Genomic DNA, 13,979 nt, shown 5'->3' with positions numbered 1-13,979 from the left:
GGCGTCATCTAGTCCGTCGGTCGCGCTGCTGCCATAGGTGCGTGGCCCGCTAATGCGCGACTTCCGACTCCTCGACGAACATGTTGGCCCAGGCGCGGTCGATTAGATCGCGGCACATTCGGTTGGGGATGCCTTCGAACGCGCAGATCGCCAGGATCTGGTCGATCAGGAAAGCCGGTTGGTAATTGGCATATACGTTTCCGATCTGCGGATATTTGGTTCCGATAAGGTGGACGAGCGCATCTTCGTCCAGCGCCAGCCCCTTCTTTTCCGCGACCATAGCGAAAATCTTCAAAAAATCTTCCTGCGAAGGGCCGTCGATGCGGATTTTGTAGAAGATGCGGCGCAGGGCGGCCTTGTCGAAGATGCGGTTGGGGTGGAAATTCGTGGAAAAGACGACCAGCGTGTCGAACGGCACTTCGAACTTTTCGCCCGATTGCAAGGCGAGGATGTCGCGCGATTCTTCAAGCGGAACGATCCAGCGGTTGACCAGCGCCTGAGGCGGATCGACCTGACGGCCAAGGTCGTCGACGATGAAGACGCCGCCGGTCGCCTTCAGTTGCAGCGGTGCCTGATAGGTTCTGGCGGAAGGATTATAGACCAGATCCAGCATTCCCAGCGTCAGCTCGCCCCCGGTGATGACCGTCGGCCTGTCGCAAAGCACATAGCGCGTGTCGAACCGCGCCGTGCGGCGCAAGGCGTTCGGATCGTCAAGCGCCACCTGTGCTGCGGAATGCACGATGGGATCGTAGACGGTGATGACCTGCCCCGAATACTCGATCGCCCTGGGCACATAGATGCGATCCCCCAGCGCATCCCGGATACCGTTCGAGATCGACGATTTGCCGTTCCCAGGCGGCCCGTACATCAGGATCGAGCGGCCGGACCCGACCGCCGGTCCCAGATTGTCCAGCAGGCTGGACGGCAACACCAGATGCCCCATCGCGCGAACCAACTGTTCGCGCGTCAGGGCGATGTTGCGGATGGATTGCCGCGCCACCTGTTCGCGGTAGACGTCCAGCGGGACCGGCATCGGCCCGTAATACTCGGACTGCGCCAGCGCATCGAGCGCCCGCGCTTTTCCCGCCTCGCTCAGCTGATAGCCCATTTCGGACGATGCCGTGGCATGCATGGTGCCGGTGGCCTCGACCAGCTTTTGGCTGCGCGCGAGGTCGATCAGTTCCTGCGTGACCTGGACCGGCAGGCAAATCTGCTGCGCGATCTGCGACAGATGCGCCGCGTTGCTGCGAAAGATCGTCTTCAGCAAAATGTCCCGCATCATCACCTGCGGCAGCCGCATCGCGCTCAGCGAGCGGGGGACGGGCGGGGCAAGGACGTTACCGGTTTCGATGGACATGACCTGTCTTTCCACGCGGCCGAGGTGCCGGATCGAAGACATCGTGCCCGACGATCAAGGCGAAATTGCGTCCATAGGGCAATGAAGTCAGGACAGGGCGGCGATGGCCAGATAGAAGACCAGGACCGGGCCTAGCGCGAAGCCCATGGGAAATCTGGGTGACGACCAACTGCGCCAATCGGCGCCCGCCATCCGCAGGGTCGGCAAACGGCCGACGATGCGATGTGTGACGACAGCCCCCAGCACGGCCGCGGCCAACAGCATCAGGACAAAGGGCGCGTCCGGCGGTAGCACGAAAACCGAAGCGGCCGCGGCGAACTTGGCGTCCCCCGCGCCGACGCCGCCCCGCAGGTTGAGAACGAAACCGATGCCGATGACGACGACCGGGTTGATCCACTGCCACGCCCAGACATTCAGCGGCAGCACGAACGGACCGACCGAGGCGAAAAGCGCCAGCAACGCCAGGGGGGCGCGGTTCGGGATCCGCATCTGCGACAGGTCGGTCCACGCGATCCACAGGGCGACGGGCGCCGTCGCAACCAGAAAGGCGACGGCGGCCGCAGGCGGCAGCGCGATCACGAACGGCCGATCGCGTTGCCCTCCAGCGCGGCCAAGGCGCGCGCGGCGGATTCGAAATGCTGCGGATGCGCGGCGACCGCTTCTTCCAGAAGGCCCCGCCCGATGGACACGTCGCCCTGCTTGATCGCCGTCAGGGCCAGCGTGTGCAGCAGTTGCGCCTGCTCGGTCTGCGACATGGACATGACGGGCAGATCGTATTTGCGTTGCGCGCCGCGCGCCATGACAAGGTTGTTCTTCGCGGTGAAAAGGTCCGGCTCGCTTTCGACCGCTTCGGCGAAAAGCCGTTCTGCGGCGGCATATTCCCCGCGCGTCAGCTTGGAATAACCCCAGTTGTTCAGAACCGGGGCGGGCTTGCTGGTCAGCCCCGCTGCCGTCTGATAGAAGCTGTCGGCCTTGTTCCACTGGCGATTGCTGTCGGCAACCATCGCTTCCAGCCGGTAGCGGCGATAGGTTTCATAGGTCGGTGGAATGGTGTTGAGTTGCGCAGCCGCGCCCGCCCAGTCGTTCGTTCTGATCAGCGCATCGGCATAGTCTATGCCATCCTCGGATGTTGCGCCCGGCATCCGAACCACCCGCGACCAGACAGCCGCACCCTGGGCCGCCTGCCCATCCCGCACAAGGGCCCGCCCCAGCCCTCTTTGCAGGGCGATGCGATCCGGTTCGGCGTCGGCGCTGCGGCGGAAATACAGAACCGCCTCGCCCGGATCGGCGGCACTGGCCATGATGTCGTTGAGGTTGGATTCGTCGATGACATTGACGTCCTTCAGCGCCCGCTGAACGTCCACGGTTCCGCCCGCGCACCCCGCCAGCATCGCGCCCGCCAGCAGGCATATCGTCAGCGCAGGGCGGCGTGTCGTCATCGTCGGTCCTTTCTCAGTCGCGGGGTCGGACATCCCGGTCAGTTGACTGGATGCGATAGGTCGCCCCGCCGCCGCGCAGCAGTGTGAAACTCGCCTCAAGGTTGTCCTTGGGCGTTGTTTGGTCAAGGCGTGCGAGAGCGAGCGCGAGATTTGCGCGGATTGCGTCACTTTCGCCACTGTCGGCCGCAACCGCGGCGCGAAAGACCCGTGCGGCTTCGGGGATTTCGCCCTTCTCCATCAGCACCACACCCAGGTTGTTGAGTCCGGGGACGTATTCCGCATCGGTCCTGACGGCTCGGCGCAGCAGGCCTTCGGCCTGCCCCAGCCGTCCCAATTTCAGGTTGGCAGACCCCATGGCCGTCAGCACCTCGGCAGTTGCGCCTTGTTCCCCTGCAGCTCGCAGATAGGCCCGAAGCGCCAGGTCGTATTCGCCGGCCGCCATCATCCTGTTGCCGACGACCATGCCGTCGATCGCCCCGCTATCGCGGGGGACGCCGGAGGGCGCGAACGGGCCGATCGTACCGTCGGGCGACGCGCAGGCCGCCAAGGCCGTCAACGCCATGGCCGGAAATGATACTCTAGACGCCAAGCTGTGAAAAAGTCTCGATGATCATGTTGACGGATGGGCCGAGCAGGATGATCAGCAGCGGTGGCACGGTCAGCATCATGGTGGCAAGCGTCATCTTCGTCGGCAGAGTGTTGGCTTTCTCCTCGGCGCGCATGACCCGCTTGTCGCGCATTTCGTCGGAAAAGACCCGCAACGCATCCGCAATGGATGTGCCGAACGTCGCCGATTGTATCAGGACGGTCACGAAACTGGAAATGTCGGTCACGCCCGCGCGTTCGGACATGTCGCGCAAGACGATGCTCTTGTCCTTGCCGGCCTTGGTTTCGTGCGCCACCATATCATATTCGTCGGCGAGGGCCGGGAAGCCTGCGCGGATTTCTTTCGCGACGCGCGTGATGGACTGGTCCAGCGACTGCCCCGCCTCCACGCAGACAAGCATCATGTCCAGCGAATCAGGAAAGCCCCTGACGATCTCGTCCTTGCGCTCCTGCTGTCGGCGCGTCACCCAATAGCGCGGCGCAAGATAGCCGAGCGCCCCCGGCCCCAGGGTGTAAAGGATCATGGATTGCATGCTCGGCTCCGCACCGGCGGATGTCGTCAGCGCATAGAGCAAGCCGAGGATCAGCAGCGCGATCCCCAGCGCGAACTGCGCGAAGTGGAAGACCCGCACGGCGTTCTTGCCGCGATACCCCGCCTGCAACAGTTTCAGTCGCGCGGCCGAATATTCGGTCGCGTCCTGCGGTTCCAGAAAGGTCGAAAACCGCGCCAGCTTGTCGTTCCTGCCGCCGACCCGAAGCGCGGCCGATGTCGGCTCGGCCGTTTCCGGCTGCGACTTTCGGGCGCGCAGGCGGTCTAGGGGATCGGTCCGACGTTGCAGCAGGAAAGGCAGCGCCGCCAGGATCAGCAGCACCCCCAGAAGACCGGTGGCGATCAGCGGGCCCAGCGGCCCGCCAAGGGATGTCAGCAGCGTCGTGATTCCTGTCATCGGGTCACACCTTGATATTGACCAGCGCGCGCATGACGAACACGTTCGCAATCAGGAACGCCGCCACGATCAGGCAGGCGGGGATGAAGTAGGCGGTCGTCTTCACGTCGTCGTAGTAGTTCGGCTGAATGACATTGATCATCACCAGCGCAACGATGGGAAAGCCCGACAGGAACACGCCGGACCACTTGGCCTCGGCAGTGATGGCCTTGACCCTGCGGAACAGTTTGAACCGGGCACGGATCACCTTGCTGAGGCCCTGAAGCACCTCGGCCAGATTGCCGCCAGATTGCTGCTGAATCGTCACCGCGACGGCAAGAAACCGCAGATCCTGCATATCCAGGCGTTCGGCCATGGACTTCAGCGCTTCGCCGACATCGCGGCCATAGGCGGATTCGTCGGCAATGACGCCCATCTCGGTCCCCAGGGGATCGGGCACTTCGCGGGCGACGATGCCGATGGCGCTGCTGAACGGATGGCCGACGCGCAGCGACCGCACCATCAGATCGACCGCGTCGGGCAGCTGTTCCTCGATCAGGGCAAGGCGCTTCTTGGCCTTGCGGTCGATCCAGACATAGACGCCACCGATACCCATCGCCAATGCGCAGACAATTCGCACCGGTGCGGCCGCACTGGTGCCGAAAGTCAGCCCGGCAAACGCCACCGCGCCAAGTCCCCCCATCAGCAGAATCAATTGCTGCGGCGTGAAGGCGATATTGGCTTTTTGCGCTTTCGTTGCCAGAAGGGAGTAAAGCGGAATCTGCCGGCCCTTCAGATGCTGGCCCATCTCCTTGCGAAGCTGTTCCAGAACCTGATCGCGCGCCTTTCCCTTCTCCAGCATTTCCAGCCGCCGGTTGACGCGGCTGTTCAGGCTGATCGACCGGCCGAAAACGGTCAGATAGATGCCTTCGACCAGAAACAGGACGGCGAGGAAGATGACGATATAGATGACGGGTTGGGCGCTGAACGTCATGGCCTCTATCCTTTCGCCGGCTCGAACATTTCAGGAGGCAGATTAAAGCCCCACATTCTGAACCGTTCAGAAAAGTGCGAGCGCACGCCGGTCGCGGTGAAATGGCCGAGAATCCTGTTTTCGGGGGTCAGCCCGGTGCGCTGGAAGCGATAGATCTCCTGCATCGAGATCACGTCGCCTTCCATGCCGGTTATTTCGGTGATCGACGTCATGCGCCTGCTGCCGTCCTGAAGCCGGCTGGCCTGCACGATCAGGTTGACCGCCGAAGCGATCTGACTGCGCACGGCCTTCAGCGGCATCTCGATCCCCGCCATGGCGATCATGTTTTCCAGCCGGCTGATCCCGTCGCGGGCCGAATTGGCGTGGATCGTCGTCATCGACCCGTCATGGCCGGTATTCATCGCCTGAAGCATGTCGATCACCTCTTCCCCGCGGGTTTCGCCGACGATGATCCGGTCCGGCCGCATTCGCAGGGCATTTTTCAGACAATCGCGCTGGCTGACCGCACCGCGGCCCTCGACATTGGGCGGTCGGCTTTCCATTCGTCCGACATGCGTCTGCTGTAATTGCAGTTCTGCCGTATCCTCGATCGTCAGGATGCGTTCGGAATTGTCGATGAAGGACGACAGCGCATTCAGCGTGGTCGTCTTGCCCGATCCCGTTCCGCCCGAAACGATGATGTTCAGCCGCGTGCTGACCGCCGCTTCGAGATAGCGCGCCATATCGTCCGAAAAGGCGCCAAACCGCACAAGATCGTCGATCCCCAGCTTTTCCTTCTTGAACTTGCGGATCGACACCAGGCTGCCATCGACGGCAATGGGCGGCACCATCGCATTGAATCGGCTGCCATCGGCCAGCCTTGCATCGACATAGGGGTTCGATTCGTCCACGCGCCGCCCCACGGCCGAAACGATCTTGTCGATGATCCGCAGAAGGTGGCGTTCGTCCTTGAACGTCACGTCGGTCAGCGTCAGGCGACCATCGCGCTCGACAAAGATTTGCTGCGGGCCATTCACCAGAATGTCGTTGACCGTATCGTCCTTGAGCAGGGTTTCCAGCGGGCCCAGGCCCTTCACCTCGTCGTAGAGATCCTGGATCAAGCCCTGCCGTTCGTCACGGTTCAGCACCGCGCCCAGATCGCCCAGCGTTTCCCCGGCGATGGCGGTGATTTCGGCCTTGAGATCGGCCTCGCTGGCCTGTTCCAAGGCTGCCAGATTAAGGTTTTCCAGCAGTTCTTGATGGATGCGGACCTTGATTTCCCCCAGTTTTTCCCGACGCCGGCGATCCTTGCCGGCCGGTTCGACCTGCGCCTGCACCCTGCCTGCGGAAGCCGTCGCCTGGCTTGTCGCAGGGGGCAGCGCAACAGCGGGTGCGTCGCGTCCCGCGGGGGCGGGAACGGCGGTCCTTGACAGGGCGGATGCGGGATCGTCGGGCTTGCGGTAGCGTGAAAACATCGGGCTATCCCTCAAGGGTCGCGGCGGACTTGTTCAATTCGTGGATCGAGGCGGCGATCTTGCGGATTTCCTTGCGCAGCGCGTTCTTCCGCGCGACCTCGGCCAAGGGGGCGCCGCGATCGTTCGCATCGGTCACGGATCGTCCGCCATCGGGCAGTTGCACCTCGATGGCGATGTCCAGCGTTTCGGCCAGACGCCTGACGCGAGACTTGCCATTCAGGTCGAAAGCGCCCGGCGCGCGGTTGAGCAGGAAGCGCAGCTTTTCGAATGGCAGCGCTTCGGCCTTCAAGGCCCGTATCAGCCGCGCGGCATTCTGCGCCGACCGCATGTCCAGTTCCAGCATGGCAAAATGGACATGCGCCGCGTTCAGAACCGTCTCTGTCCACTGGACGACGGTTTTCGGCATATCGACGACGACATAATCGAAATTGGCCATGGCGCATTCAAGTATCCGTTCGATATCCGTCGGCAGGACAAGGTCCAGCGGCAGCATTTCCGCAGGCGCGGTCAGGACATGTAACTTCTCGCGATAGGGAAGCAGCGCCTGAAGAAAGCTTTCGCTGTCCATCGTTTCGGTATTGGTCAGCAATTCGAAGACCGCCTCGCGCTGCGGCAGATCCAGATAGGTGCTGATCGCGCCGGTCTGCAGGTCGAGGTCCACGAGGCAGACGCGGGGCGCGTCGGTTTTCGTTACGGTCGCAAGTTCCCACGCCAGGTTCACGGCAAAGGTGCTGGCCCCTGTTCCGCCGGCAAGGCCCTGCACCGGCATCAGAACGCCATGACGGTCCTGCGTGGGGCGTGCCGTCAGCCGCGTGACATCCGCACCGGCCATCGCCGCCATGGCCGGGGCAGGCGCGCGGATCCGGTCCACAGCTTCGGCCAGGGCGCCATCGGGCAGGGGATAGGGCACGAATTCGCGCGCCCCCAACTTCAGGATCTGGTGAAGGATGACCGGGCTGACCTCTTCGGCGACGACGATGACGGCGATATCGGCCTCGATTGCCGCGCGAATGATGCTGGCGATCGCGGCAAAATGCTCCTCGTCATTCTCGTCGATGGCCAGCGCGACGAATTCTAGATGGCGCGCATCCGTTTGGGTCAGGAAGGCCAGGGCATCCGTAAACGTCAGATCGCCCCATCCGTCACCCAGAACGGCCTCCATATCCTCGATGAGAAGATCGAAGTTCTGCACGTCGCGGCTGACGCTGATCGCAAGAATGGGTGCCGGTTCAGCCGATGGCGCTGCGCTGCTGTTCATTCCTGATCGCCCCTCGCGTAACGGATTCGCCGTCACGTCTGTGGATGACCGAAGAACGCGGCAACATTAGGGCCGATGCCGCCAGATTATGCCATGCAGGGCGACATCCCGCATTTTGGCACCCGGTCCCTATTCCGCCAGCGTTCCCAGCGTTGCCTGCGCCGTCGGGGACAGTTCGGTCGCGCTGGCGACGTATTCGCGGAACACCAGTTCGGCATATTTCCCGTTCAAAAGCTGGTCGTTGCGTCCGACAAAGCCGGAAACCTCGGTCACGGTGCGGCGATTCGCGCGTTCGCGTCCCTGCGTCACGATCAGCGGCTGGGTCTCGCCGAAAGACACCAGCGCTTCGAGCCGGGCCGGATCGACACCCTGGGCGACAAGCGCCGCCACCACGGCGCGCGCGCGTTGCAACCCCAGCCGTTTGTTGTAGGTCGCGCTTCCGACCAGATCCGTATGGCCGTAAACGCGGAAGCGTACTTCGGGAAACTGCCGGATCCATTGCGCCTGCTGCGCGACGGTCGCGCGCGCGATGGGCGTCAGCACGGCCGAGTTGAAGTCGAACGTGACGACGCTGTCCACTTCGCGCGAAAAGCGGTTGTTCAACCCCTCGACCTGCCCAAGCCGTCCCGATTGGACAAGCATGTTGGTCATCGTCGGATTGCCGAAGCGGCCTTCGTCCAGATCGCCCCCGGCAGGGCGCGTCCAGTCTGGCCCGCATCCGGCGAGAAGGGCAAGCAGGGCAAGCGCGGCGGTTTTCGGCATCGGCATCATTCCATCACATACCCGTAAGACCCGACGAAATCCTGTCGCGCGACTTCGCCGGCCGCACCCTTGACGCGGCCTTCGGTGCGGCCGAACAGGAACAGGTCGCGTTCGGACGGAATGGCGATGCGATCGGTCGGCAGCACCAGCGCCTCGCCGCGGACTGGCGACACCAGATGCGCCGTGATGATGATGACCAGCTCGGACTGGTTCCGGTTGTATTCGGCGCTGCGGAAAAGCGCCCCCAGGATGGGAATATCGCCCAGCCACGGCACCTGCCCCTTCAGATCGGTGAACGTGTCCTGCAACAGGCCAGCAATGGCGAAGCTTTCGCCGTCGCGCAGTTCGACCACGGTCGAGGTTTCGCGCCGGGTAAAGGACGCGACATTGAAACCGTTCGCCTGAAGCGTCTGCGTGCTGTCGATGCCGGACACGGCGGCGTTCAGCTGAAGGTTGACGACCCCCTTGTCGACCACGCGCGGGGTGAAGTTAAGCTGCACGCCAAAGGGCTTGTATTCGATCCCGACGCCGCCGTCATCGCTGACCACCGGGATGGGATACTCGCCGCCCGCCAGAAAGCTTGCCTCCTGGCCCGACAGCGCGGACAGGTTCGGTTCGGCCAGCGTCCGCACAAGGCCCTTGGTTTCCAGGGCTTCCAGCAGAACCTGAAATTGCAGGCTGCCGGATCCGAAATCCAGCCCCAGAACCCCCTCGCTCGGCCCTACCGTCACGTTGCCCAGCCCGATTCCGTCGCCGGCCGGACCGACGCCGTTCGGCGCCGTGATGAAGGTGCTGGTTCCGCCGGTCACGCTGCTGTCGCCCGACAGACCGAACAGCGATACCGAGGATGACAGGTTCTTGCGGACCGACCGCGACATTTCGGCGAACCGCACCTTCAGCATCACCTGTTGCGTGCCCCCGACGCTCATCAGGTTCGATACGCGGTCGGGCGCATAGCGGTTCGCAAGGTCCAGCGCGCGGTCCAGCGCCGAGGCACTGCTGACGATGCCCGACAGGACGATGCCGTCATTGGCGGTGCGCACCTCGATGCGTTCGTCGGGCAGGATCTGGCGCAGGCGTTCCTTGAATTCGCTGATTTCGGGCGTGACCTGAACCTCGACATTGGTGATTAGGCGGCCATCGGCGGCCAGAAGCGTCAGCGTCGTGCGGCCGGGCGCCTTGCCCAGCACATAGATCGTGCGATCCGACAGGGTCGAGATATCGGCGATCGCCGGGTTCGCAATGCTGAGTTCGGCGAACGGCGTATCGCTTTCGACCACGACCGCGCGGTTCATCGGCACCTGAAGATCGCCCGATGCCGTTTCGCTGAGAATCCGCAGACCCTGCGCAGATGCCGGAAGAATGCCGCCGATGATGCAGACCAGTGCGACCAGGGCCGCCTTCAGCTTCATATGTGCCATGCCGCCATCCTGCCCTACGGCCGCGTCAATCCTGCCGTTTCACCCTAGGGTTGTTAGCAGCGGAAGATTTCCATGTCGTGTCGAAAGCTGTCGGGGCAGAATCCGGTGCCCGGTGTGGGCAGGCAGCAACACCGCTCAATTCGTGCAGGGAACCGGAATTTCGACGACATCGGCACCGCGGCGGGTGCGGATCGTGCAGACCCTGGGCGCTTCGACGGCAACCTGAACCTCGTCGACGATCCCCAGCAGGTCGCGCTGATCGACTTCGATGCCCTGCGCCACCGACAGATCGTTGGCGCCGACCAGGCTGAGCGACAGGCGCCCGGTATTCTGGGCCTGCGCAAGGGCCGCGACATCGCGGGGCGTCGCCTCAACCGTGACGGTGCGGGCGACGACGGCTTCGTTGCGGTCCTCGTCGGCGGATTGGTCGATGGCGACCAGACGGACGTTCGTGTCGATCAGCTTGGTGACATTGCGGTCATCGGGCATCGTCCCGCTCCAGTAGACATCGACGCGGTCGCCGGGGCGCAGGAAACCCGACACGCCGGACGACACATCGACATTGATGGCGAAGGCGCGCATGCCCTCGCCCAACCGGGCGGAGACGCCCGCATCTTCGCCCGGTGCCGTCACCTTGGAGGCGAGCACAGCCTCGTTCGGTTCCATTGCGCGCAACACGGCGCGGGTCACGTCGGGGCCTTTGGGGAACAGCGCGTCGGCGGTATGGAACGCGCCCTCGGGCAGGGCCGCTTCGGGGAATGAGACAAGCCGCACATCGTCTGCCGTCAACCTGTCGCCGTAACGGGTGGCGCGGTTGACGACATAGATGTCGCGCGTCGGCACGGATACGACCTGAACCTGCTGCGCCTCGACCGCCGTGATGTAGTCCCGCGCCATGTAGACGGCGAAGCCTGACAGGCCGAGGCCGACCAGCAGGACGAGGGCGAAGACGATGCGCATGGGATGGTCCTCTCGGATCGCCGACAGGACGATCAGTCTGTTCCTGCCGACTAGTTGTGAAGGAAACTGGACGGACACGTCATGGGGTACCGCTTCCCGACGACCCGGACGACGAAGCTGATGTTCCGTTCGGAGCTTTGAGTATGTTATCTGCAATCCCGTCCGCGACAGTCTCGGTGTTGCTCCTGATCGTCCCAAGTAGGCCGATGGCCAGCGCGACGATCGCCGCGGTCAGCACGACCCAGTCGACGGTGACGGCGCCGCTTTCGTCCTTGCGGAAGTCTTTCGCGATTTTGAAGAATTTCATCTCGTGTTCTCCTGTCCTGTGTTCCGGTCCGATGTCACCGAACCAGAACACCACGCTCCGTTTCGGCATGGCTGACTGTCCCATCGCATTGCGGCCGAATTGCGACGCCATCCGGGCAGGATCGCGCCCGGCGCAGATGATCCTTCGCATTTTAACGGTTCGTTATCACCCGCCGCCTATCGCCAAGGGCATTCTAACAGCGAAAGGCTGACGCATTCCGGTGACGTATCGTTGTTTTTCAAGGCGCCTGCGCCAGCGCGGGCTTGGCATCCGCCCGCCCGCGGGCAAACTGGCGGCGATGACCATGCCCAGAATCCCCCAATCGCGCCGCAGACGGGCGATCCTTTACGCCGTCTGCGCGCTGGCGTGGCTATGCCTGCTGCCGATGCCCGTTCTAGCCGGCGACGCGCAGCCCTTCGGGGATTTCACCTTCAAGCGGGTCAAGCCGCCGGTGCCCGGCGCGCGGCGAATCACCGTGCAGATCGAAGCGCCGCCCGCGCTGCCCGCCGCACCGGCGCCGACGGAACATCCTGCCGCAGGCGCCGTTGCCGCGGGCGGACAGTTCTGGGACAACGTGCCGGTATCGGGAAGCGGGGCGGGGGGGCTGGATCTGGCGCTGGCCGCCTTGCGCGCCGACGCCACCGTGCGCGCCCCCCGGCTGGAAACGCTGGCCGGTCTGGCCGACCGGCACGGGCGCGACATCCTGGCGGCGACAATCGGCACGCGGGTTTCACCGGCGCTGGCGCTGGCGGTGCTGTCGGTCGAATCGGCGGGCCAGGCCGGTGCGGTCAGCAGCGCGGGGGCGCAGGGCCTGATGCAGTTGATGCCCGCGACCGCCGCCCGCTTCGGGGTGACGGACAGCTTTGCCGCGGCCCAGAACATCCGGGGCGGAGTGGCCTATCTGGATTGGTTGATGGACGAGTTCGCGGGCGATCCCGTCCTTGTCCTTGCGGCCTATAATGCCGGCGAGGGTACGGTGCGGCGGCATGGCGGCGTTCCGCCCTATGCAGAAACGCGCGATTACGTGCCCAAGGTGATGGCCGCTTTCGGCGTCGCCCGCGGCCTGTGCCTGACGCAACCGATGCTGGTCAGCGACGGCTGCGTCTTCGTGCAAAGGACCGCGTTCAACGGGTGAGGGCGGTCACACGATGGTCGCTTGCGTCGCGGCACGCAGTTCGTCCTCGGACACGCCGTCGGCCGTCTCGACGATGCGCAGACCGCCTTCGACCACATCCAGCACGCCCAGATTGGTGATGATGCGGTCCACCACGCCCTTGCCGGTCAGCGGCAGGGTGCATTCGCGCAGCACCTTGGATTCGCCCGCCTTGTTCTGATGGTCCATCACCACGATCACGCGGCCGACGCCGGCGACCAGATCCATCGCGCCGCCCATGCCCTTGACCAGCTTGCCGGGGATCATCCAGTTGGCCAGATCGCCGTTCTCGGCCACCTCCATCGCGCCCAGGATCGCCGCAGCGATCTTGCCGCCGCGGATCATGCCGAAGCTGGTCGCGCTGTCGAAATAGGATGTGCGGGGCAGTTCGGTGATCGTCTGCTTGCCCGCGTTGATCAGGTCGGGATCTTCCTCTCCTTCAAGCGGGAAGGGGCCCATGCCCAGCATCCCGTTCTCGGATTGCAGGGTAATGTCCTTGTCGCCGGTATAGTTCGCCACCAGCGTCGGGATGCCGATGCCGAGATTCACATACATCCCGTCTTCCAGTTCCTCGGCGGCCCGCGCCGCCATCTGGTCCCGTGTCCAACCCATCACGCCGTCTCCTTCTTGCGCACGGTCCGCTGTTCGATGCGCTTTTCGTGGGTACCCTGCACGATGCGGTGCACATAGATGCCGGGCAGATGGATGCAATCGGGATCGAGGCTGCCGCGCGGCACGATCTCCTCGACCTCGGCGATGCAGATGCGGCCGCACATCGCGGCGGGCGGGTTGAAGTTGCGCGCCGTCTTGCGGAAGACGAGGTTGCCGGTATCGTCGGCCTTCCACGCCTTGACGATCGACAGATCCGCCACGATCCCGCGTTCCAGGATATAGGTTTCGCCGTCGAAATCCTTGTGGTCCTTGCCTTCGGCGATCACCGTGCCGACGCCGGTCTTGGTGTAGAAGCCGGGGATGCCGCAACCGCCGGCGCGCATCCGTTCGGCCAGCGTGCCTTGGGGATTGAACTCCAGCTCAAGCTCGCCCGACAGATACTGGCGCATGAACTCGGCATTCTCGCCGACATACGAGCTGATCATTTTCTTCACCTGCCGCGTATGCAGCAGGATGCCGATGCCGAAATCGTCCACGCCGGCATTGTTGCTGGCGAAGGTCAGGTCTTTCGTCCCTGCCTCCTTGATCGCCTGCAACAGCAATTCTGGGATCCCGCAAAGGCCGAACCCCCCGGCCGCGATCAGCATCCCATCGTGCAGGACGCCGTCGAGGGCGGCGGCGGGACTGTCATAGATTTTCTGCATTGGCATTCTCCGGCGGCGGGACAGGT

Annotated in this window: 15 protein-coding genes; 1 reads left to right on the top strand and 14 read right to left on the bottom strand. The window is 63.9% G+C overall.

Features of this window, described 5'->3' with window-relative positions; all coding sequences use genetic code 11:
• Window positions 1–49: 49 nt before the first annotated feature.
• The 12 genes from OCGS_RS06450 to OCGS_RS06395 all read right to left on the bottom strand — a co-directional run bounded on the left by OCGS_RS06450 (window position 50) and on the right by OCGS_RS06395 (window position 11,484).
• Window positions 50–1,357 (bottom strand): ATPase, encoded by a 1,308-nt coding sequence (locus OCGS_RS06450; RefSeq protein ID WP_040610645.1) that lies wholly within the window; start codon window positions 1,355–1,357, stop codon window positions 50–52.
• Window positions 1,358–1,444: 87 nt separating this feature from the next.
• Entirely contained in the window at window positions 1,445–1,936 is a 492-nt protein-coding gene (locus tag OCGS_RS06445) for a prepilin peptidase (RefSeq protein ID WP_007426425.1), read from the bottom strand.
• On the bottom strand, window positions 1,933–2,796 hold the full coding sequence (locus tag OCGS_RS06440) for a tetratricopeptide repeat protein (RefSeq protein ID WP_007426424.1): 864 nt from the start codon (window positions 2,794–2,796) through the stop codon (window positions 1,933–1,935). The genes OCGS_RS06445 and OCGS_RS06440 overlap by 4 nt, the downstream gene beginning before the upstream one ends.
• Window positions 2,797–2,809: 13 nt before the next feature.
• A complete protein-coding gene (locus OCGS_RS06435; protein WP_040610643.1) occupies window positions 2,810–3,358 on the bottom strand; it encodes a tetratricopeptide repeat protein in 549 nt (182 codons plus the stop codon).
• 16 nt (window positions 3,359–3,374) lie between these two features.
• Window positions 3,375–4,349 carry a type II secretion system F family protein gene (locus tag OCGS_RS06430; RefSeq protein WP_007426422.1) on the bottom strand — a complete coding sequence of 325 codons (975 nt, stop codon included), beginning with the start codon at window positions 4,347–4,349 and terminating at the stop codon, window positions 3,375–3,377.
• A 4-nt stretch (window positions 4,350–4,353) separates the two neighbouring features.
• Window positions 4,354–5,322: a type II secretion system F family protein gene (locus OCGS_RS06425; protein ID WP_007426421.1), complete on the bottom strand. Its 969-nt coding sequence runs from the start codon at window positions 5,320–5,322 to the stop codon at window positions 4,354–4,356.
• A 5-nt stretch (window positions 5,323–5,327) separates the two neighbouring features.
• Window positions 5,328–6,776, bottom strand: coding sequence for a TadA family conjugal transfer-associated ATPase (locus OCGS_RS06420; RefSeq protein WP_007426420.1), 1,449 nt, complete (start codon window positions 6,774–6,776; stop codon window positions 5,328–5,330).
• Window positions 6,777–6,780: 4 nt separating this feature from the next.
• Entirely contained in the window at window positions 6,781–8,034 is a 1,254-nt protein-coding gene (locus tag OCGS_RS06415; RefSeq protein WP_007426419.1) for a CpaE/TadZ family protein, read from the bottom strand.
• Window positions 8,035–8,163: 129 nt separating this feature from the next.
• Complete coding sequence (locus tag OCGS_RS06410; protein WP_007426418.1) at window positions 8,164–8,796, bottom strand: OmpA family protein; 633 nt, start codon at window positions 8,794–8,796, stop codon at window positions 8,164–8,166.
• 5 nt (window positions 8,797–8,801) lie between these two features.
• Complete coding sequence (locus OCGS_RS06405; RefSeq protein ID WP_007426417.1) at window positions 8,802–10,217, bottom strand: type II and III secretion system protein family protein; 1,416 nt, start codon at window positions 10,215–10,217, stop codon at window positions 8,802–8,804.
• Window positions 10,218–10,352: 135 nt separating this feature from the next.
• Window positions 10,353–11,177 (bottom strand): Flp pilus assembly protein CpaB, encoded by an 825-nt coding sequence (gene cpaB / locus OCGS_RS06400; RefSeq protein WP_007426416.1) that lies wholly within the window; start codon window positions 11,175–11,177, stop codon window positions 10,353–10,355.
• Between the two features lie 79 nt (window positions 11,178–11,256).
• Window positions 11,257–11,484 carry a Flp family type IVb pilin gene (locus tag OCGS_RS06395; protein ID WP_040610692.1) on the bottom strand — a complete coding sequence of 76 codons (228 nt, stop codon included), beginning with the start codon at window positions 11,482–11,484 and terminating at the stop codon, window positions 11,257–11,259.
• 385 nt (window positions 11,485–11,869) lie between these two features.
• Here OCGS_RS06395 and OCGS_RS06390 point away from each other — a divergent pair, with 385 nt between their 5' ends.
• Window positions 11,870–12,619: a lytic transglycosylase domain-containing protein gene (locus OCGS_RS06390; protein WP_052026141.1), complete on the top strand. Its 750-nt coding sequence runs from the start codon at window positions 11,870–11,872 to the stop codon at window positions 12,617–12,619.
• Between the two features lie 6 nt (window positions 12,620–12,625).
• Here the strand turns inward: OCGS_RS06390 and OCGS_RS06385 are convergent, their stop codons facing one another.
• Both OCGS_RS06385 and OCGS_RS06380 read right to left on the bottom strand, forming a co-directional pair.
• Entirely contained in the window at window positions 12,626–13,249 is a 624-nt protein-coding gene (locus OCGS_RS06385) for a CoA transferase subunit B (protein ID WP_007426413.1), read from the bottom strand.
• On the bottom strand, window positions 13,249–13,953 hold the full coding sequence (locus OCGS_RS06380) for a CoA transferase subunit A (protein WP_007426412.1): 705 nt from the start codon (window positions 13,951–13,953) through the stop codon (window positions 13,249–13,251). The genes OCGS_RS06385 and OCGS_RS06380 overlap by 1 nt, the downstream gene beginning before the upstream one ends.
• Window positions 13,954–13,979: the final 26 nt, after the last annotated feature.

Origin of the sequence: Oceaniovalibus guishaninsula JLT2003 (assembly GCF_000299575.1) — a bacterium.
Lineage (GTDB): Bacteria > Pseudomonadota > Alphaproteobacteria > Rhodobacterales > Rhodobacteraceae > Palleronia > Palleronia guishaninsula.
This window is presented reverse-complemented; position numbering and strand designations above follow the sequence as displayed.

Excerpts from the sequence above, each read along its gene's own strand:
- OCGS_RS06450 (WP_040610645.1), bottom strand. The coding sequence starts at position 1,357 with ATGTCCATCGAAACCGGTAACGTCCTTGCCCCGCCCGTCCCCCGCTCG.
- OCGS_RS06440 (WP_007426424.1), bottom strand. The coding sequence starts at position 2,796 with ATGACGACACGCCGCCCTGCGCTGACGATATGCCTGCTGGCGGGCGCG.
- OCGS_RS06435 (WP_040610643.1), bottom strand. The coding sequence starts at position 3,358 with ATGGCGTTGACGGCCTTGGCGGCCTGCGCGTCGCCCGACGGTACGATC.
- OCGS_RS06430 (WP_007426422.1), bottom strand. The coding sequence starts at position 4,349 with ATGACAGGAATCACGACGCTGCTGACATCCCTTGGCGGGCCGCTGGGC.
- OCGS_RS06425 (WP_007426421.1), bottom strand. The coding sequence starts at position 5,322 with ATGACGTTCAGCGCCCAACCCGTCATCTATATCGTCATCTTCCTCGCC.
- OCGS_RS06420 (WP_007426420.1), bottom strand. The coding sequence starts at position 6,776 with ATGTTTTCACGCTACCGCAAGCCCGACGATCCCGCATCCGCCCTGTCA.
- OCGS_RS06415 (WP_007426419.1), bottom strand. The coding sequence starts at position 8,034 with ATGAACAGCAGCGCAGCGCCATCGGCTGAACCGGCACCCATTCTTGCG.
- OCGS_RS06410 (WP_007426418.1), bottom strand. The coding sequence starts at position 8,796 with ATGCCGAAAACCGCCGCGCTTGCCCTGCTTGCCCTTCTCGCCGGATGC.
- OCGS_RS06405 (WP_007426417.1), bottom strand. The coding sequence starts at position 10,217 with ATGGCACATATGAAGCTGAAGGCGGCCCTGGTCGCACTGGTCTGCATC.
- cpaB (WP_007426416.1), bottom strand. The coding sequence starts at position 11,177 with ATGCGCATCGTCTTCGCCCTCGTCCTGCTGGTCGGCCTCGGCCTGTCA.
- OCGS_RS06395 (WP_040610692.1), bottom strand. The coding sequence starts at position 11,484 with ATGAAATTCTTCAAAATCGCGAAAGACTTCCGCAAGGACGAAAGCGGC.
- OCGS_RS06390 (WP_052026141.1), top strand. The coding sequence starts at position 11,870 with ATGCCCGTTCTAGCCGGCGACGCGCAGCCCTTCGGGGATTTCACCTTC.
- OCGS_RS06385 (WP_007426413.1), bottom strand. The coding sequence starts at position 13,249 with ATGGGTTGGACACGGGACCAGATGGCGGCGCGGGCCGCCGAGGAACTG.
- OCGS_RS06380 (WP_007426412.1), bottom strand. The coding sequence starts at position 13,953 with ATGCAGAAAATCTATGACAGTCCCGCCGCCGCCCTCGACGGCGTCCTG.